17 protein-coding genes are annotated in these 19340 nt (G+C 60.7%); 11 read left to right on the forward strand and 6 right to left on the reverse strand.

Annotated elements, in window-relative coordinates; genetic code table 11:
• Nucleotides 1–99 precede the first annotated feature (99 nt).
• From ACF6ZU_RS07125 to ACF6ZU_RS07150, 6 genes are all read left to right on the forward strand, one after another.
• Nucleotides 100–2565, forward strand: a complete 2466-nt coding sequence (locus ACF6ZU_RS07125) for a fimbria/pilus outer membrane usher protein (protein WP_392891124.1) — start codon at nt 100–102, stop codon at nt 2563–2565.
• 10 nt (nt 2566–2575) lie between these two features.
• Complete coding sequence (locus ACF6ZU_RS07130) at nt 2576–3718, forward strand: DUF1120 domain-containing protein (RefSeq protein ID WP_392891125.1); 1143 nt, start codon at nt 2576–2578, stop codon at nt 3716–3718.
• Nucleotides 3719–3800: 82 nt separating this feature from the next.
• Complete coding sequence (locus ACF6ZU_RS07135; RefSeq protein ID WP_392891126.1) at nt 3801–4430, forward strand: DUF1120 domain-containing protein; 630 nt, start codon at nt 3801–3803, stop codon at nt 4428–4430.
• A gap of 91 nt (nt 4431–4521) precedes the next feature.
• A complete protein-coding gene (locus ACF6ZU_RS07140) occupies nt 4522–5145 on the forward strand; it encodes a DUF1120 domain-containing protein (protein WP_392891127.1) in 624 nt (207 codons plus the stop codon).
• A 93-nt stretch (nt 5146–5238) separates the two neighbouring features.
• Nucleotides 5239–5586, forward strand: coding sequence for a DUF1120 domain-containing protein (locus tag ACF6ZU_RS07145; RefSeq protein WP_392891128.1), 348 nt, complete (start codon nt 5239–5241; stop codon nt 5584–5586).
• Nucleotides 5587–5674: 88 nt separating this feature from the next.
• A complete protein-coding gene (locus ACF6ZU_RS07150) occupies nt 5675–6325 on the forward strand; it encodes a DUF1120 domain-containing protein (RefSeq protein ID WP_392891129.1) in 651 nt (216 codons plus the stop codon).
• Nucleotide 6326: 1 nt separating this feature from the next.
• Here ACF6ZU_RS07150 and ACF6ZU_RS07155 read toward each other — a convergent pair whose 3' ends face one another.
• The 6 genes from ACF6ZU_RS07155 to ACF6ZU_RS07180 all read right to left on the reverse strand — a co-directional run bounded on the left by ACF6ZU_RS07155 (nt 6327) and on the right by ACF6ZU_RS07180 (nt 13251).
• The gene (locus ACF6ZU_RS07155; RefSeq protein WP_392891130.1) at nt 6327–7613 is read right to left on the reverse strand and encodes a CynX/NimT family MFS transporter; all 1287 of its coding nucleotides are present in this window, start codon (nt 7611–7613) and stop codon (nt 6327–6329) included.
• Nucleotides 7603–8262 (reverse strand): FadR/GntR family transcriptional regulator, encoded by a 660-nt coding sequence (locus ACF6ZU_RS07160; RefSeq protein ID WP_392891131.1) that lies wholly within the window; start codon nt 8260–8262, stop codon nt 7603–7605. The genes ACF6ZU_RS07155 and ACF6ZU_RS07160 overlap by 11 nt, the downstream gene beginning before the upstream one ends.
• An 827-nt stretch (nt 8263–9089) precedes the next feature.
• Nucleotides 9090–9854, reverse strand: a complete 765-nt coding sequence (locus ACF6ZU_RS07165; RefSeq protein WP_392891132.1) for an amino acid ABC transporter ATP-binding protein — start codon at nt 9852–9854, stop codon at nt 9090–9092.
• Nucleotides 9855–9864: 10 nt separating this feature from the next.
• Nucleotides 9865–10962: an amino acid ABC transporter permease gene (locus tag ACF6ZU_RS07170; protein WP_392891133.1), complete on the reverse strand. Its 1098-nt coding sequence runs from the start codon at nt 10960–10962 to the stop codon at nt 9865–9867.
• Nucleotides 10963–10972: 10 nt separating this feature from the next.
• Entirely contained in the window at nt 10973–12154 is a 1182-nt protein-coding gene (locus ACF6ZU_RS07175) for an amino acid ABC transporter permease (protein ID WP_392891134.1), read from the reverse strand.
• Between the two features lie 65 nt (nt 12155–12219).
• Nucleotides 12220–13251 carry an amino acid ABC transporter substrate-binding protein gene (locus ACF6ZU_RS07180; RefSeq protein WP_392891135.1) on the reverse strand — a complete coding sequence of 344 codons (1032 nt, stop codon included), beginning with the start codon at nt 13249–13251 and terminating at the stop codon, nt 12220–12222.
• 468 nt (nt 13252–13719) lie between these two features.
• Here ACF6ZU_RS07180 and ACF6ZU_RS07185 point away from each other — a divergent pair, with 468 nt between their 5' ends.
• From ACF6ZU_RS07185 to ACF6ZU_RS07205, 5 genes are all read left to right on the forward strand, one after another.
• Nucleotides 13720–14376, forward strand: a complete 657-nt coding sequence (locus tag ACF6ZU_RS07185; protein ID WP_392891136.1) for an alpha/beta hydrolase — start codon at nt 13720–13722, stop codon at nt 14374–14376.
• Nucleotides 14377–14467: 91 nt separating this feature from the next.
• The gene (rhlB, locus tag ACF6ZU_RS07190; RefSeq protein WP_392891137.1) at nt 14468–15955 is read left to right on the forward strand and encodes an ATP-dependent RNA helicase RhlB; all 1488 of its coding nucleotides are present in this window, start codon (nt 14468–14470) and stop codon (nt 15953–15955) included.
• Nucleotides 15956–16226: 271 nt separating this feature from the next.
• Nucleotides 16227–17174 carry an ornithine cyclodeaminase family protein gene (locus tag ACF6ZU_RS07195; protein ID WP_392891138.1) on the forward strand — a complete coding sequence of 316 codons (948 nt, stop codon included), beginning with the start codon at nt 16227–16229 and terminating at the stop codon, nt 17172–17174.
• Nucleotides 17175–17301: 127 nt separating this feature from the next.
• Nucleotides 17302–18432: an NAD(P)/FAD-dependent oxidoreductase gene (locus ACF6ZU_RS07200; protein ID WP_392891139.1), complete on the forward strand. Its 1131-nt coding sequence runs from the start codon at nt 17302–17304 to the stop codon at nt 18430–18432.
• Between the two features lie 91 nt (nt 18433–18523).
• Complete coding sequence (locus tag ACF6ZU_RS07205; RefSeq protein WP_392891140.1) at nt 18524–19150, forward strand: transcriptional regulator; 627 nt, start codon at nt 18524–18526, stop codon at nt 19148–19150.
• Nucleotides 19151–19340: the final 190 nt, after the last annotated feature.

The following is a 19340-nucleotide window of genomic DNA, read 5'->3' on the forward strand; positions in this document are numbered from 1 at the left end:
CGCGCTGAAGTTTCAAGGTGACGGCCATCAAGCCGTTGCCACAGGCGTGGCTGAGCACAGCAAAACGATCAACACGCCGACATAAACCAAGTGAACCCAATGAACACAGTATTGATTTACCGTGACGGCAAAGCCGTGCCCGCGATTCGAGCCTGCACCCGCTTCCAGATGATTCGGCGGGCGCCGATGGTGTTGCTGCTGACCCATGCGCTGATGGTGCTCGACGCCCAGGCCAGTGCATCGTCGTCAGCGTCGTTCGACAAAAACACACTGATGCAACGCGGCATCGATCCGGCACTGGCAACGTTGTTGATGCAGGCGTCGCGTTTCACCGCGGGAAAACACCCGGTGACACTCAGCGTGAACGGCCAGCGCCAGGGACGCGTGGACGTTACGTTCAATGACGATGGTGCGTTGTGCTTCGATCGCGCCCTGCTTGATGCGGCCAACCTGAACGTGCCCGATCAGATGCTGGACGACGGCCGCTGTCACGATTTTCTCGGCAGCGCGCCGCAGACCATCGTCGACCCGGATCCGGCGAATCTGGCGGTGTCGCTGATCGTGCCCACCGACGCGATACGGGCGACCGAGCGGGATGTGTCCGGTTTTCAAACCGGCGGCGTTGCCGGCTTGATCAATTACGACGTCACCGGTTTGCAAAGCCGTTCCGGCGACAGTATCAGCCGCTACGCCTCGGCTAACACGGAACTGGGCTTCAACGCCGGTGACTGGATCGTGCGTAGCCGACAGGTACAGACCTGGCAGGACGACATTTCGCGCACTACGCATGTCGCGGCCTACGCTCAGCGCACCTTCGCCAGTCACGAAGCGGTGTTGCAGGCCGGTCAGATCAACATGTACAACCCGGTGCTGGCCGGCGCGCAAATCACCGGCGTGCAAGTGCTGAATGAACAGGCACTGCAGGTCGAAGGCCAGGGCTCGGTCATCGAAGGGATTGCCAACAGCCAGGCGCAGGTCGAGGTCCGGCAGAATGGTTCGTTGATCCATTCCACGGTGGTGCCCGCCGGGCCGTTTGCGCTTACCGATGTGCGCCGTCTCAACACCCGCTCCGACGTAGAAGTCACCGTCAAGGAAGCCGATGGCAGCGAGCGTACATTCACCGTGCCCGCCGCCATGCTCGGCATCGGTCTGCCCGCGCCCGGCTATTCGCTGGCGGCCGGCAAGGTGCGCAGTACCGGCGCGGAACAGGGTGAAGATCCGTGGGTGATCAGCGGCGGCTGGAGTGGTTCGATCCACCCGCAAGTGCTGCTCAGCACCGGCCTGACCGGTGCCGCCGACTATCGCGCGGCGGGTGCCGGTGTGGGTCTGTTGCCTTCACCCGAAACGCAGGTTCAAACCACGCTCACCGCTGCTGATGCCGGTGGCAGGCGAGCCAATCAGGGCCTGCAGGCGGACTTGAACGTCTCGCACCGCCTGAGCGACAGCTGGTCGCTGAATGCCGGGAGCTCCTACCGGACCCTGGGTTATCGGGAGCTGGAAGACGCCGTATTCAACAACACTGAGGACGATAGCCAGTCGCGCTACCGCGACCAACAGAGCGCGTCCTTGTCCTGGTCGCATCCGTGGCTCGGCGCGTTCGGCAGTGGCTTCAGCCGCTCCAGCTCGTTCGACGGCCAAAGCAGCAGCCGCGCCCTGGCTTCATGGGGCACCAACATCGGCGGTGTGTCGATCTCGGCGACCGCCGAATGGCAGGTCAGCGGTGCCGACCACAACGATGACAGTGTCTTCCTCAACCTCAGCATTCCCTTGGGTGAAAACCGTCGGGCACGCACCTGGGTGCGCAGTTCCGCTGGCGAATACCGCAGTGGCGCAGGTTTGAGCGAGCAGATCAATGATCAACTGGCTTACCGGGTCGGCGTCGAGCACAACACCCGCGATAAAGAAGTGCAGTCCAGCGCCGGCGTTTCACTGTTGCCGCGTTACACCCAACTGAACCTGAACTACACCCGCGACGACGCCGAGCGCTCCAGTTATCAAGGCAGCGCTCGCGGCGGTGCCGTGTTGCACGGCGGTGGCCTGACGCTGTCGCCTTACCCGGTGCGCGACACCTTTGCCCTGCTGTCGGTGGGCGACATGGGTGCGATCAAAGTGTCGACGCCCAGCGGTCCGGTCTGGACCGACTGGCAAGGTCAGGCAGTGATTCCGCAGGTGACGGCTTACGGTCGCAGCCCGGTGGAGGTCGACACCAAAACCCTGCCGCGCAACGCCGATATCAGCAACGGCCTGGCAGTGATTTCCGCCGGGCGCGGTGCCGTCGACCGGGTCGAGTTCGGCGTCAGCCTGACCCGTCGTGCGTTGCTCAAGGCCACCACCGCCAACGGTGCGCCGCTGCCACGCGGTGCCTCCGTGAACAACGAGGATGGCGAGTTCATCACTCTGGTGCAGGACGGCGGCCTGGTGTTCCTGCCCAACGTTCTCGACCGTCGCGCACTGTGGGTCAGCGCACCGGGGATGGAGCGCTGCGAGCTGCAATTCGAACTGCCGGACGAAGCCGACACCAACGCCTACTACGAAACCGCACCCGCCAAGTGCCGAGCCCTCTGAGGATGACTGCATGAACCTGTCCCGTATTTTGCTGCTGACGCTGGCACCACTGACCTTGAGCGGATTCGCGCCTCTCGCCTGGGCGCTGCCCGACGATTGCCAGTTCAACCTGAGCCAGCCGGTTCTCGATTACGGCCTGATGAATCGGGCAGTACGCCCCGATCTCGCGCCGGAACGAAACCTCGGCGAACGCCACACCCGTCTGAGCGTGAGTTGCTCCCAGCCCATCGACATGAGCCTGTTTTACCGGGCCATGGCCGCGACGGCAGAGCGCTTTCACTTCGCCGAACGCGGCAGCTATCAGATGCGCATTCGCGATGCGATGCTGGATGGCCAATCGGTGGATATCGGGTTGATTACCGGTGTCGGTCAGTCGCCCGCCGAAACGGGTGCGAGCCTGATCTGGCGCCCGGAACACGGGGTGGTTCCGGTGCAGGCCGGCGTGCCAGTGCAAGGGCGTAATTTCACGGTGCAACTCGAGCTGACCGCGTGGGTTAAAGACCAGGGGATGCAGTTGCGCGACACCGTGACCTGGGAGGCGTCCGGCGTGTTCGATGCCGTCGCTGCCGGGCGCACCAAAGAGGCGATCTTGCGCGCCCGTTTGGCCCCGGCGGCTTGCGAGCCGGTGCTTTCCAATAGCGGCGTGGTCAACTTCGGCACGCTGTCGAAAAGCGACCTCAACACAGACAAGAGCACACGCCTGCCGCCCAAGACGTTGATGTTGAGCGTCGGCTGCGATGCCCCTGCGTCGTTTTCCCTGGTCATGCATGACAACCGCGCAGGCACGGCGACGGTGAACAGCGACATTTACTACGGCCTCGGCACGGACAGTCGCAACAACAAGATCGGCCTGTACTCGCTGAACATCGACCCGGCCGACGCCAGTGCCGACAGCTTCGGCCGCCTCTATCGAACCGACTCCACCACCGCCGGCGCGGCCTGGAGCATGTCCAGCAGCAGCCCGATCCCCATCGGCAAGAACAGCTATCTGGCCTTTACCGACATCGCCGGCAGCAACGCGGGCCCGGTGCTGATCCAGAACCTCAGCACCACCGTGACCGTCGAGGCGGTCATCGCTCCCACCGACAACCTGGATTTGAGCAGCGCCATCGAGCTGGATGGCGCAGGGACGATCGAGATCATTTACCTGTAACACCCAACGCGACTCTGACGAATCCGGGTGCTTGCGTGTACCCCGGGGCAGTCAGGTCACAACCCTGGAAGTGAGTAAAAAAATGAAAAAGTACTTTGCAGCACTCTCCGCCACCGCACTGATCAGCTTTGCGCCGTTTGCACTGGCGGCTTCGAGCACTGAACTGACCGTCACGGGTTTCATCACGCCGAGTGCTTGTACGCCGTTTTTGTCCGGTAATGGAAATATCGATCTTGGCAAAATCCCGGTAAAGGATCTCAACCCGGACCCGGATCGATATACGCGCCTGCCAACACAAGCCATGCAATTCACCGTGAAATGTGATGCGGATACGAAGTTCGCACTTGACCCAACCGACAATAAAGCTGGCACTTCGTTCTACGACCCATCCGGCTTCGGTTTGGGACTGACTGATGCGGGAGAAAAGGTCGGCGAATTCTGGGTCAGCATCGAAAGTGCTCAGGCAGACGCACAACCTGCAGTTGCCATTATGTCGTATGACAAGGAGGAGCCGAACTGGCAGGCCGGCGGTTGGATCATGACAGGAGCCATTACCTCGGTCAGTGCATCCGGGACTCCAGCCCCGCTTGCCGCGACAGAAGTCGTCATGGACCTGGATATCGCACCGTTCATCGCCCCCACAAACAGCCTGACCCTGACCGACGAAGTCACCATCGACGGCTCGGTGACGATCGACGTGATGTACCTGTAACACCCTGACGCTGAACCGTTCGCGTTCAAGCGCGCGGGCGGTTCATTATCGACTGACAGAACCTCCTGGCACATTAATGAAGTATCCAAAAATGAAAAATTATCTGGCAGCACTGACCGCCACAGCATTGCTCAGCGTTGCGCCTTTTGCACTGGCGGCTTCGAGCACTGAATTGACCGTCACCGGCTTCATCACGCCGAGTGCTTGCATGCCCAGCTTTTCCGGTGATGGCAAGGTCGACCTTGGAAAGATCCCGGTAAAGGATCTCAACCCGAACCCGAACCAATTTACGCGCCTGCCAAAGCAACCTATCCAATTCACCGTGACCTGTGATGCAGCGACATTTTTCGCACTTGACGGCTTAGACAACCAGGACGGCACTGCGCTTTGGGAAGACACCTACGGTTTAGGACGGACTGACGCGGGAGAAACACTGGGCGGTTTCTATGTCAACGCCCTCACCGTTCTGGCAGATGGACAGCCCACAAATGTAATTCTGAAAAAATATGGGGAGGAAGACTGGTTTTTCAACAACAAGATTTACAAGGGATACCTCACAGCAGTGAGTGCACCCGGTATTGCACTCCCGATTGCCGCAACAAACGTAGCGATGGATCTGGAGATCGAACCGTTCATCGCCGCCACCAACAACCTGACCTTGACCGATGAAGTCCTCATCGACGGCTCTGTGACAATCGAAGTGAAGTACCTGTAACGCACTGATGCTGAACCGCCCGCAGCGTTCAAAGTCGCGGGCGGCCAAGTTCGGACAGGCAGAATCACTACATCAATAAATGAGCATCAAAAAATGAAAAGTTATCTGGCAGCACTGACCACCACAGCATTGATCAGCCTTGCACCTTTTGCACTGGCGGCTTCGAGCACTGAACTGACCGTCACGGGGTTCATCACACCGAGTTCTTGCACACCGAGCTTGTCCGACAGTGGCATTGTCCACTACGGCAAGATCTCGGCAAAAGACTTGAATCAAAACACCGCTACTCCGCTGGAAGATCGTACGGTGACGCTGTCGGTCAACTGCGATGCTCCCACCGCGATGGCACTGCTGGGCATCGACAATCGCATCGGCTCGAGCGGGGTCCTGCCGCTGAATCGCTCGAGTGGTAGCGCCCCCCTTCAGATCGAGCACCTGTAACACCGACCGAATTTGCTCAGGGCCAGACCTTGGACAAAGACTGGTTCCGGTGCCAGAACCACCCACCCCATGAAAAGGATTTTCCCCAATGAATGATTACTTCACAGCACTCTTGGCCGCTTTACTGGCCGGCGCCACCCACAGCGCACTCGCTGCATCGGCAGTGGACCTGAGCGTCAAAGGCAACATCACCCCTGAAGCATGCACGCCGAGCCTGTCTAACAATGGCCTCGTCGAATACCGAAAAGTTTCTCACCAGGACCTGAACGTCGACCGGCGCACACAGCTGCCTGACAAGACACTGGACCTGACGATCCAGTGCGACGCACCCGTACGATTTGGCTTGCTCATGCGCGATAACCGCGAAGGTTCAGCACTGGTCAACAGCCAGATTTACTACGGCCTGAATGTCGACAACAGTGGCAATAAAATCGGCGTGTATTCGCTGCACTTCGATCCGGCCAGCACCACCGTGGACGCCTGGTCGCAGGTCTATCGGACCGACTCCACCACCGACGGCCGGGCATGGAGTTCATCGAATAGCCGTTCCATACCGGTTGCCTCCAGAAGCTACCTGGGGTTCGTTGATGTGGTCGGCAGCACCGCCGGCCCGATTGCCATCCAGAACCTGACGAGCCGGGTCACGGTTGAAACGGTCATCGCGCCCACGTCCGAGCTGGACCTGAGCTCCGATGTGCGACTCGACGGTTCGGCGACGCTGGACGTTGTGTATTTATAGTTCAGACCTTTTCGCTGACCACCTGCACGTACTGCGAACGCCCGGCGCCGAGGCCGGCAATGATTGCACCGAGGCCGATCACGCCGAAGATCCAGCCCACGGCGGTCCAGCCACCGGTCCAGTCATGCACGATACCGACCGCGAACGGCCCCATCGACGCCAGGGTGTAACCGAAACCCTGGGCCATGCTCGACAGGTTGGCCGCGACGTGCGCGTCCCGCGATCGCAAGACAATCAGCGTCAACGCCAGACTGAACGTGCCGCCCTGCCCCAGACCGAGCAGGATTGCCCAGCCCCACAGGCCTTCGATCGGTGCGTACAGGCAACCGAACAGACCGCCGAGGGTCATCACCATGACGATCACGATCGCCAGCCGCTGATCCTTGCCGCGGGTGGCCAGCCATGGTGCCGCCAGTGAGCTGGCCAGTTGGACGATCACCGAACCCGAGAGCACCAGACCGGCCTGGGTTGGCGTCAAACCGCGACCGATTAGGATCGACGGCAACCAGCCGAACACGATGTACGCCAGGGACGATTGCAGGCCCATGTACAAGGTCACTTGCCAGGCCAGAGGATCGCGCAACAGCCCGCGAACCCGGTAGGCGACGTTGTGTGCACCGTGTTTCTGGCCGACCTGTGGCAACCAGAACATCGCCGCTACCAGCGCGGGAATCACCCAGAAACCGAGGCCCAGGGTCCAGCTTTTGTCGAAATGTTCGCTCAGGGGCACCGTCGCGCCCGCGGCCATCGCGGCCCCCAGGCAGAGGGCCATGGTGTAGACGCCGGTCATGGTGCCGGCGTGTTTGGCGAAGTCACGCTTGACGATGCCCGGCAAGAGCACACCGATCACGCCGATGCTCGCGCCTGCCAGCACGCTGCCGGCAAACAGGCCGATTTCGCCGAATGAACTGCGCAGAATGATCCCGCCCGCCAGCGTCAGGAGGATGCCCAATACCACGCGTTCGGCGCCGAAACGCCGGGCCAGAATCGGTGCCAGTGGGGCAAACAGACCCAGGCACAGCACGGGCAATGTGGTCAGCAAACCGGCTTGCGCCGCCGACAGGCCGAGACTTTTCGACACTTCGCTGAGCATCGGCGCCATGCTCGACAGCGCCGGCCGCAGGTTCAACGCGACCAGAATCAGACCGAGCAACAGCAGCCACGGGCGACGCAGGATCGGGTGGGTTTGCTGGACCTGTTCGTCGTCGGCCTCGGCGTCGATCAGCAGTTCTTGCAGCTCGGCGGAGCGCTTGGAAGGAGACAGGGTGTTTTCGGTTTCAAGGTTCATTGATCAGTTGCCTCGATAAAGCTTTGGCCCGTTCCGGGTCGCGTTGCTCGACGGCGTCGAGCAGTTCGATGTGCAGGTCGAACACTTCCTGGCGGCGTGGGGTGATGTTCAGGCAATGACGCAACTGAGCGCCGACGACACTGGAGAAATAGCGATACAGCTCGCTGAGGGTCGGGTTATGCGCGGCGTCCACCAGGCGACGGTGGAACACCAGGTCGCAGGCGATGTAGGTGTCGAGATCACCGTGGTAGTGACTGCCGCTGACGTTGAGCGCTTCGCGCAAGGCGAGCAGGTCCTCGTCGGTGCGGCGCAACGCGGCCAGGCCGATGGCTTCGACTTCAAGAATGTGCCGCGTCTCCCGCGCCTGCTCCAGTGAGCAGCGCGACAGCACTTTGAGGGTGTCCAGCGGATCGACCAGGGCCCGCAGGTAACTGCCGTCGCCCTGGCGGATTTCGATCAGGCCGGAAAACGCCAATACGCGCATGGCTTCGCGCACGGTGTTGCGGCTGATGCCGAGCTCGGCAGACAGCTCGGGCTCGGTCGGCAGGCGTTGACCCACCTGCCATGTGCCTTGGTTGATGCGCAGGCGCAATTGATCCAGGGCCTGATCGACCAGGGATCGCTTAATCAACGGAGAAATTTCTGACATAGGATTCGCCCTTTCATCCAATCATAGGATGAATTTTTTGACATGGTAGTCAGCTATGTCGGATAGGGCAACGGTTCACTCGTTTCTGTAGGAGCTGGCTTGCTAGCGATAGCGGTGGATCAGCCGGCATCTGTGTTGAATGACACGCCGCTATCGCCGGCAAGCCGGCTCCTACAATTTCGCGCCCGGCGCAGCATTTTTTTGCATCACACAAACCTCGTAGGAGCCGGCTTGCCGGCGATGGCGGTGGATCAGCCGGCATCTGCGTTGAATGACACGCCGCTATCGCCAGCAAGCTGGCTCCTACAATTTCGCGCCCGGCGCAGCATTTTTTTGCATCACACAAACCTTGTAGGAGCCGGCTTGCCGGCGATGGCGGTGGATCAGCCGGCATCTGCGTTGAATGACACGCCGCTATCGCCAGCAAGCCGGCTCCTACAATTTCGCGCCCGGCGCAGCATTTTTTGCATCACACAAACCTTGTAGGAGCCGGCTTGCTGCGGGCGGCGTTCCGACGATAGCGGTGGATCAGCCGGCATCTGCGTTGAATGACACGCCGATATCGCCAGCAAGCCGGCTCCTACAATTTCGCGCCCGGCGCAGCATTTTTCGCATTACACAAACCCTGTAGGAGCCGGCTTGCTGCGGGCGGCTTGCCGGCGATAGCGGTGGATCAGCCGGCATCTGCGTTGAATGACACGCCGCTATCGCCAGCAAGCTGGCTCCTACAATTTCGCGTTCGGTGTGCCATTTGTGTATGCCACAGGTTTCTGCGGGCAAAAATAAACCCGGAACAGGTCCGGGTTTATTTCACTGCCGAGGGTCGATCAATGCAGGATCTGGCTCAGGAACAGTTTGGTGCGTTCGTTCTGCGGGTTGTCGAAGAAGTCGTTCGGCGCGGCCTGTTCGACGATTTCGCCCTTGTCCATGAAGATCACGCGGTTGGCCACGGTGCGGGCGAAGCCCATTTCGTGGGTCACGCAGAGCATGGTCATGCCGTCTTCGGCGAGGCCGATCATGGTGTCGAGTACTTCCTTCACCATCTCCGGATCGAGCGCCGAGGTCGGTTCGTCGAACAGCATGATTTTCGGTTTCATGCACAACGCGCGGGCAATCGCCACACGCTGTTGCTGACCGCCGGACAGTTGCCCCGGGTACTTGTGCGCCTGCTCCGGAATGCGTACGCGTTCCAGGTAGTGCATGGCGATTTCTTCGGCCTTGCGCTTGGGCATCTTGCGCACCCACATCGGCGCCAGCGTGCAGTTCTGCAGGATGGTCAGGTGCGGGAACAGGTTGAAGTGCTGGAACACCATGCCGACTTCACGACGAATCGCTTCGATCTGCTTGAGGTCGTTGGTCAGTTCCACGCCATCGACCACGATGCGGCCCTGCTGGTGTTCTTCCAGGCGGTTGAGGCAACGAATGGTGGTGGACTTGCCGGAACCCGACGGGCCGCACAGAACGATACGCTCGCCCTGTTTAACGTTCAGGTTGATGTCTTTCAACACGTGGAACTGGCCGTACCACTTGTTCACGCCCTGCATCTGAATAATGCCATCAGGGCTCACAGGCTGTTTGATTGCTTCGCTCATTACAAAACTCCTAACGCTTGTGGCCAGTGTCGAGCTTGCGTTCCAAATGCATGGAATAGCGCGACATACCAAAACAGAAAATCCAGAACACCAGGGCCGCGAACACATAGCCTTCAGTGGCCATGCCCAGCCATTTCGGGTCGGCGGCGGCTTGTTTGACGCTGTTGAGCAAGTCGAACAGGCCGATGATGATCACCAGGCTCGTGTCCTTGAACAGCGCAATGAAGGTGTTGACGATGCCCGGGATTACCAGCTTCAGGGCTTGCGGCAGAATCACCAGGCCCATGCTGCGCCAGTAACCGAGGCCCATCGCGGCGGCCGCTTCGTACTGACCCTTGGGAATCGCCTGCAGACCACCGCGCACCACTTCGGCGACGTAGGCCGACTGGAACAGGATCACGCCGATCAGTGCCCGCAGCAGCTTGTCGAAGTTCATGCCTTCAGGCAGGAACAGCGGCAGCATCACCGAGGACATGAACAGCACCGTGATCAACGGCACGCCGCGCCAGAATTCGATGAAGGTCACGCAGACCACTCGAATCGCCGGCATGTTCGAACGACGGCCCAGCGCCAGGACGATCCCCAGCGGCAACGCGCCGGCGATACCGACCGTGGCGATCACCAGGGTCAGCATCAGGCCGCCCCATTGACTGGTCGCCACTTGGGTCAGGCCGAAAACACCGCCGTGCAACAGGCACCAGGAAACGATCGGGTACAACACCAGGAAGCTCAGGCCGTACACCGCTTTACGCGGAAAGCGCGAGATGAACAGCGGGGCCACGCCGATGACCGCCAGCCACACAGTCAGGTCCACGCGCCAGCGCAGTTCCGGCGGGTAGTAGCCGTACATGAACTGGCCGATACGCTGCTGGATGAACACCCAGCAGGCGCCCTCCTTGGTGCAGTCGGCGCGGGTGGTGCCGACCCAGTTGGCGTCGATGATGGTCCATTGCAGGATCGGTGGAACCACCAGGTAAATCAGGTAGAACGCGAACAGGGTCAACAGGGTGTTGAGCCAGCTGGAGAACATGTTCGCGCGCATCCACGCCACCACTCCGATGCTGCTGCTCGGTGGGGGCATGTCGGGTTTGAAAGTATGAGTACTCATGCGCTTTTCCTTACCGCTCGATCAGCGCAATGCGCTTGTTGTACCAGTTCATCAGCAGGGAAATGCTGATGCTGATCGCCAGGTACACGCTCATGGTGATGGCAATGACTTCGATCGCCTGCCCGGTCTGGTTCAGCACCGTACCGGCAAACAACGAGACCATTTCCGGGTAACCGATACCGGCCGCCAGCGAGGAGTTTTTCGCCAGGTTCAGGTATTGGCTGGTCAGCGGTGGAATGATCACGCGCAGGGCTTGCGGGATGATCACCTTGCGCAGGGTCGGACCGTTGCGCAGGCCCAGGGAGTGCGCCGCTTCGGTCTGGCCGTGGCTGACCGACTTGATGCCCGAACGCACGATCTCGGCGATGAACGCCGCGGTGTACACGGTCAGGGCCAGGGTCAGCGCCAGCAGTTCCGGGATCAGCACCCAGCCACCGACGAAGTTGAAGCCTTGCAGCTTGGGCATTTCCCAGTGCACAGGCGCACCGAAGATCAAGGCACAGAGCGCCGGGATCACCAGGAACAGCGCCAGGCCGACCCAGAATTTATGGAACGGCACACCGGTCGCTTCGAAGCGTTTGTTGGCCCAGCGGCTCATCAGCACGATGGCGACGATGGCCACAACGACGCTGACCACGAACGGCCAGAAACCGTCCGCCACCAACGCGGCCGGCATATTCAGGCCACGGCTGCTGACGAAGAAGGTGTCACCGAAGTTATGGCTGGCGCGCGGCCCAGGCATGGTCAGGAACACCGCGAAGTACCAGAACAGGATTTGCAGCAGCGGCGGAATGTTGCGGAAAACTTCCACATAGACAGTCGCCAGCTTGTTGATGATCCAGTTCTTCGACAGCCGTGAAACGCCGACGATGAACCCGAGGATCGTCGCCAGGATCACGCCGATGAAGGTCACCAGCAGCGTGTTGAGCAGGCCGATGACAAACACCCGGGCATAGCTGTCCGATTCGGTGTAGTCGATCAGGTGTTGAGCGATGCCGAAACCGGCACTGCGCTCCAGAAAGTCGAAACCGGAGGTAATGCCCCGGTGTTGAAGGTTGGTCTGCGTGTTGTCGAACAGGTACCAGCCCATCGCGACCACCGCCACAACGGTGATGATCTGAAATAGCCACGCACGCACTTTGGGATCGCTGAGGCTGAGCCTCTGCTTTGGTGCGCCGATTGAATTTTGCATGAAGTGCCCCGGATGTAATGGAACAGAACATCACCCGGCGGTTGGCCCACCGGGTGATAGAACCATCAGCGCACTGGTGGTGCGTATTGAATGCCGCCAGCGTTCCACAAGGCGTTCAGCCCGCGGTCGATTTCCAGCGGAGTGCTCTTGCCGAGGTTTTTCTCGAACACTTCACCGTAGTTGCCGACCTGCTTGACGATCTGCACGACCCAGTCTTTCTTCACTTTCAGGTCTTTGCCGTATTCACCGTCGGTACCCAGCAGACGAGCGACGTCCGGGTTCTTGGTGCCTTTGGCTTCAGCTTCGACGTTTTTCGAAGTGATGCCGGCTTCTTCAGCGTTGAGCATGGCGTAGCCAGTCCAGCGCACGATGGCCAGCCACTCGTCGTCGCCATTACGTACGACCGGGCCCAGTGGTTCCTTGGAAATGGTTTCCGGCAGAACCACGTAGTCTTTCGGCGAAGCCAGCTTGCTGCGCTGTGCGAACAGCTGGGACTTGTCGGAAGTCAGTACGTCGCAACGACCGGATTCCAGCGACTTGGCGCTTTCGTCGGAGGTGTCGAACGTGATCGGGGTGTACTTCAGGTTGTTACCGCGGAAGTAGTCGGAAACGTTCAGCTCGGTGGTGGTACCGGCCTGGATGCAGATGGTTGCACCGTCCAGTTCCTTGGCACTTTTAACGCCCAGCTTGTTGTTTACCAGGAAGCCGATGCCGTCGTAGTAAGTGATGAAGCCAGGGAATTTCAGACCCATGCCCGAATCGCGGGAGCTGGTCATGGTGGTGTTGCGCGACAGGATGTCGATTTCGCCAGACTGCAGCGCGGTGAAGCGCTCTTTGGCGTTCAACTGACTGAACTTGACCTTGGTCGCGTCGCCGAATACGGCAGCGGCCACAGCGCGGCAGTAGTCAGCATCGATACCGACGATCTTGCCAGTGGAGTCCGGAACCGAGAAACCAGGCAGGCCATCGCTGACGCCGCACTGTACGAAACCTTTCTTCTGCACTGCATCCAGGGTTGCACCCGCCTGAGCGAACCCGCTGACACCGAGTACTGCGGCTGCAGACACGATGGCCAGGGTGGATTTCAACATCTTCATTCAAACCTCCAGTTTTGCTCTTGTTGTGTCGGAGCTTGAGTCCTGTCGCACCCTTATGAGGCGTAGTCGACCCGTGTTGGCTTTTTTTAGGGTCAACCGACGTAGGACCTGCGCTATGAGTCTAGTAGGAGAAAATCCACATAATGGACAACTCACTTCTCACCAATCGGCCGAACGGGCTGTAGCCCTTTCACGTTCGCGAAGCCCGTAACGGCCACTGGCGAACATCCATCACCGGATTTTTTGCTATCCCACCAGGAACAATGGCCTGATAGTGTTACCGACAGGCGTGGGATTTTTCGTACAGGTGTTTGCATAGCAAAGCCCGTACCAGACAGCGCGCGGAAGCGTTTAAGCGACAGGTCAATAGCAAAACTTGTAGCCTTGCGACATCTTATTAACGGATCAACCTGGCGCGCACTCGAACCTCGCACTCAATCAGAGCGCGCGCACACAATTGGAGCAGCCATGACCGAGCCCCTCATTCTGGAACCCGTCAAGCCGGCAGATGCCTGTGTTATCTGGCTGCACGGCCTGGGTGCCGACCGTTATGACTTCCTGCCAGTGGCTGAAGCACTGCAGGAAAGCCTGCTGACCACCCGCTTCGTGCTCCCGCAGGCACCGACCTGCGCCGTCACCATCAATGGTGGCTACGAGATGCCGAGCTGGTACGACATATTGGCCATGAGTCCGGCTCGCGCGATCAACCGCGAGCAGCTGGAAGAGTCGTCGAACCGGATCATCAATCTGATCGACGTTCAGCGAGCTGCTGGAATAGACGCTTCGCGGATTTTTCTTGCAGGCTTTTCCCAGGGCGGCGCCGTGGTGTACCACAGCGCATTCCTGAAATGGCAAGGCCCGCTGGGTGGCGTGATTGCCCTGTCTACTTATGCACCGACCTTCAGCGACGAACTGGAGCTTTCCGCCAGTCAGCAGCGCATTCCGGTGCTGTCGCTGCACGGCCAGTACGATGAGGTGGTGCAGAACTCGATGGGGCGCACCGCCTACGAGTATTTGAAGCGCCATGGTGTCACCGTGACATGGCAGGAATACCCAATGGGTCACGAAGTGTTACCCGAGGAGATTCGCGACATCGGCACCTGGCTCAGCGAGCGCTTGCGTTAACGGTTAATGCGAAAAACAGGCCATTGATCCCTCCCACTACGCCGCGCCCGATTCTTGCATTACACTGGCCGGCACTTAACCTATTGATGAGATGACCGTGCTCAAAGCACTCAAGAAAATGTTCGGTAAAAGCGAGACTGAGCAGCTCGCGCCAGTCTCCAGCGCTCCGTCTCACACCCCCGGCCACCGCACCGACGGTAATCAGCCTGGCCGGACCGCCTCCGTCGCGGCACCGAAGCAAGAGCCTGTGGCGACACCGGCCCTGCAGCCTGTTGAAGAGACTCTCCCCGAGCAGCCGCGCAGCGAAGCGCCGAAACCGGTCAAACCGCGTCGCGAGCCAAAGCCCAAAGCACCGGTCATCCCCTGGAAACTCGAAGACTTCGTCGTCGAACCCCAGGAAGGCAAAACCCGCTTCCACGATTTCAAACTCGCCCCGGAACTGATGCACGCCATCCAGGACCTCGGCTTCCCATATTGCACGCCGATCCAGGCCCAGGTGCTGGGTTTCACCCTCGCCGGCAAAGACGCCATCGGTCGCGCCCAGACCGGCACCGGCAAAACCGCTGCGTTCCTGATTTCGATCATCACCCAGCTGCTGCAAACCCCGCCGCCGAAAGAGCGCTACATGGGTGAGCCACGGGCGTTGATCATCGCGCCGACTCGCGAACTGGTGGTGCAGATCGCCAAGGACGCCGCCGACCTGACCAAGTACACCGGCCTCAACGTCATGACGTTCGTGGGCGGCATGGACTTCGACAAGCAGCTCAAGCACCTCGAAGCCCGTCACTGCGACATCCTCGTCGCGACCCCGGGCCGCCTGCTCGACTTCAACCAGCGCGGCGACGTACACCTGGACATGGTCGAAGTGATGGTCCTGGACGAAGCCGACCGCATGCTCGACATGGGCTTCATCCCGCAAGTGCGCCAGATCATTCGCCAGACCCCGCCGAAGAACGAGCGCCAGACGCTGCTGTTCTCCGCGACCTTCACCGACGACGTGATGAACCTCGCCAAGCAATGGACCACCGACCCGTCGATCGTCGAGATCGAGGCGCAGAACGTGGCCAGTGAAAACGTCGAGCAGCACATCTACGCGGTGGCCGGTGCCGACAAATACAAACTGCTCTACAACCTGGTCAACGACAACGGTTGGGAGCGGGTAATGGTCTTTGCCAACCGTAAGGATGAAGTGCGCCGCATCGAAGAGCGCCTGGTGCGTGATGGCGTCAACGCCGCGCAATTATCCGGCGATGTGCCGCAACACAAGCGCATCAAGACCCTGGAAGGTTTCCGCGAAGGCAAGATCCGCGTGCTGGTGGCCACTGACGTAGCCGGTCGCGGCATTCACATCGACGGCATCAGCCACGTGATCAACTTCACCCTGCCGGAAGTCCCGGACGACTACGTGCACCGCATCGGTCGTACCGGTCGTGCCGGCGCCGATGGCGTATCCATCAGCTTTGCCGGGGAAGACGACTCCTACCAGCTACCGTCCATCGAGGCGTTGCTGGGTCGCAAAATCAGCTGCGAAACACCACCGACGCATCTGCTGCGGGCGGTAGAGCGCAAGCGTCCGTAACGCGGGTCGCACACAAAGAGGCGCAGCCGGCAACGGACTGCGCTTTTTTTTCGCCTCGATTTTTGTGATCAACAACCCCAACACTGTAGGAGCGAGCTCGCTCGCGATGGTCGTGAACGATAACGCGTAAAACCAGATGCTCCTCGGCGCCCTTGAATTTCTCGTCGGAACGCCGCCCGGAGCAAGCTCGCTCCTACAAACGGCACTTGCGATAGACAACTAAAAGTCCATAATAGACAAATTAGTTTACTTCCAGCTCCCGGAGCCGACCATGTCCAGCACGCACTACGTGATCACCCAACCCCAGGCCCGCGAACTGCTGGCCCAGGTCGACGTGCCGCAGATCCTGCGCAAACTGTTCCGCGATCTGGCGGCCGGGCAAGCGGTGCAACCGGCGCAGCAACTGGTGGAATTTCCCAAGGGTGCGGGCGACTTCATCAATTACCTGGGCGTGCTGGCCGAAGATGGCGTGTACGGGGTCAAGACGTCGCCGTACATCGTGCGCGAACAAGGTCCGCTGGTGACCGCGTGGACGCTGCTGATGTCGATGCAGACCGGCGAACCGCTGCTATTGTGCGATGCTGGCGAACTGACCACCGCGCGTACCGCCGCGACCACTGCGGTGGCAGTCGATACCCTCGCCCCGCTGGCTGCAAACCGCCTGTCGATCATCGGCAGCGGCAAGGTCGCGCTGGCGCATTTGCATTACGTCAAAGGCCTGCGCGACTGGCAGAGCATCAACCTCTACTCGCCGGGCTTGAGCGAACTGAGTGCTGAAGCGCTGGCGCAACTCAGGGGCCTCGACCCGCGGTTGAACCTCGTCGACACCTGCGAAGCCGCAGTTCAGGACGCCGACGTGATCATGCTGTGCACGTCGTCCGCCGGCCCGGTGATCGACCCGTCGAGCCTGAGCAAACCGGCGCTGATCACCTCCATCAGCACCAACGCCCCGCGCGCCCACGAAGTGCCGCCGCAGAGCCTCAATGACATGCAAGTGTTCTGCGACTATCGTCTGACCACCCCGGGTTCGGCGGGCGAGATGCTGATTGCCGGTGAGCAACATGGCTGGGACAAGAGTGCGGTTGTCGGTGACCTGCCGGATCTGCTCAGCGAAAAAGTCCAGCGCCCCGATTACGACCGGCACGTATTCTTCCGCTCGATCGGCCTCGGCCTGGAAGACATCGCGCTGGCCAATGCCATCTACCGCCTTCAGCACTGACACACACCCTGTAGGAGCCGGCTTGCTGGCGATTGCATCGCCGCGGTTTGCCTGACAGACCGCGGTGCCTGCATCGCCAGCAAGCTGGCTCCTACAAGTTCAATATCGCGGCTTACAGGAGACGTTCATGAGCCACGCAGATTTCATCATCATCGGCGGCGGGATTGCCGGCGCTTCCACCGGTTTCTGGTTATCACAGCACGCCCGGGTGATTGTGCTCGAACGCGAATCCCATCCGGCCTATCACTCCACCGGCCGTTCCGCCGCGCTGTTCACTGCCGCGTACGGCACACCGCAGGTGCGGGCGTTGACCCAGGCCAGCCGCGATTTCTTCGACGCCCCGCCCGCCGGTTTCTGTGAACATCCGCTGCTGACCCCGCGTGGCGAGATGACCGTGGATTTCACCGGCGACCCGGCCGAACTGAACAACCAATACCTGAGCGCCAAAGCCACGGTGCCGGAGATGCAACTGCTCAGTGCCGACGAAGCCTGCGCCCGCCTGCCGATCCTGCGCCGGGAAAAAGTCCACGGCGCGATCTACGACCCGACCGCCAGCGACATCGACACCGACGCCTTGCACCAGGGTTACCTGCGCGGCATCCGCCGCAACACCGGTGCAGTGCACACCGACACCGAAGTCCTGAGCCTGACCCGTGACGCCAACGGCGTGTGGCAAGTGGAAACAACCAACGGCCAGACCTTCAGCGCCCCGGTCATCATCAACGCCGCCGGCGCCTGGGCCGACAAGATCGGTGAACTGGCCGGCGCCAAACCGCTGGGCCTGCAACCGAAACGCCGTGCGGCGTTCATCTTCGCCGGGCCGGAAGGCGTGGACATCCACCACTGGCCGATGCTGGTCAGCCTCGACGAATCGTTCTACATGAAGCCCGACGCCGGCATGTTCCTCGGCTCGCCGGCCAACGCCGATCCGGTGGAACCCCACGACGTGCAGCCTGAAGAACTGGACATCGCCATGGGCATCTACCAGATCGAAGAAGCCACCACCCTGACCATCCGCCGCCCGACCCGCACCTGGGCCGGTCTGCGCAGCTTCGTGCCCGACGGTGATTTGTTGTCCGGCTTCGATCCGCAGGTGCCGGGCTTGTTCTGGGTCGCAGCGCAAGGCGGCTACGGCATCCAGACGTCGCCGGCCATGGGTCAGGCCAGCGCCGCCCTGGTGCGCGGCGAAGCCTTGCCCGAGCAACTCACGCGTTTCGGCCTGGACGCCGGCATGCTCTCCCCTGCTCGCCTGGGCTGATCGGCGTCCTCAGGTGACGGGCCGACACGATTGCGGCAAACTTCCAGCGCCCTTTTTGCAGGGCGCTGACGCTGCCTGGAGCTCCATTGTTATGAACGCACCTGTAAAAGACCCGGCCCTGGACAACTTCCGCGCGATTGCCGACGCCATCGCCACGTTGTTCTTCCCCCATGCCGAGGTGGTGCTGCACGATCTGCGCACGCAAAAGATCGATTACATCGCCAACAACCTGTCCAAACGCGAAATCGGCGATGACGCTGCGCTGGAGGACATGCTCAGCGATGGCATCAGCGAACGAAACATCGGTCCGTACGAAAAACTGAATTGGGACGGTCAGAAGATTCGCAGCCTGAGCAGCGTATTGCGCGACGCGGACGGTCACCCGCTGGCGGTGCTGTGCATCAACCTGAATATTTCCCTGTTCGAAAACGCCAAGGCTGCGCTGGATCTGTTCCTGTCGCCGAGCAAGCTGATTCCGCAACCGGATTCGCTGTTCCGCGATGACTGGCAGGAACGGATCAACACCTTCCTCCACGGCTGGCTGCGCGAACGCCAGCTGAGCCTGAACCTGCTGACCCGCGACCACAAACGCGAGCTGGTGCTGGCCCTGCATGCCGAAGGCGCCTTCAAAGGCAAAAGCGCCTCCAACTACGTGGCGAACGTGCTGAATATGGGACGCGCAACGGTGTACAAACATCTGAAGGAATTGAAGGGCTGAAACAGCCCCGCAGGAGCACGGCTTGCCGGCGAAGGCGATCCTAAGGACGCTATCGCCAGCAAGCCGGCTCCTACAAATTTGCATCCCCATCAACATTTTGCGGCTGACGCAGAACCCGTAGGAGCCAGCTTGCTGGCGATGGCAATTTCGAGGACGCCATCGCCGGCAAGCCGGCTCCTACAAATTTGCA

This window comes from Pseudomonas migulae (assembly GCF_043225285.1).
Lineage (GTDB): Bacteria > Pseudomonadota > Gammaproteobacteria > Pseudomonadales > Pseudomonadaceae > Aquipseudomonas > Aquipseudomonas migulae_C.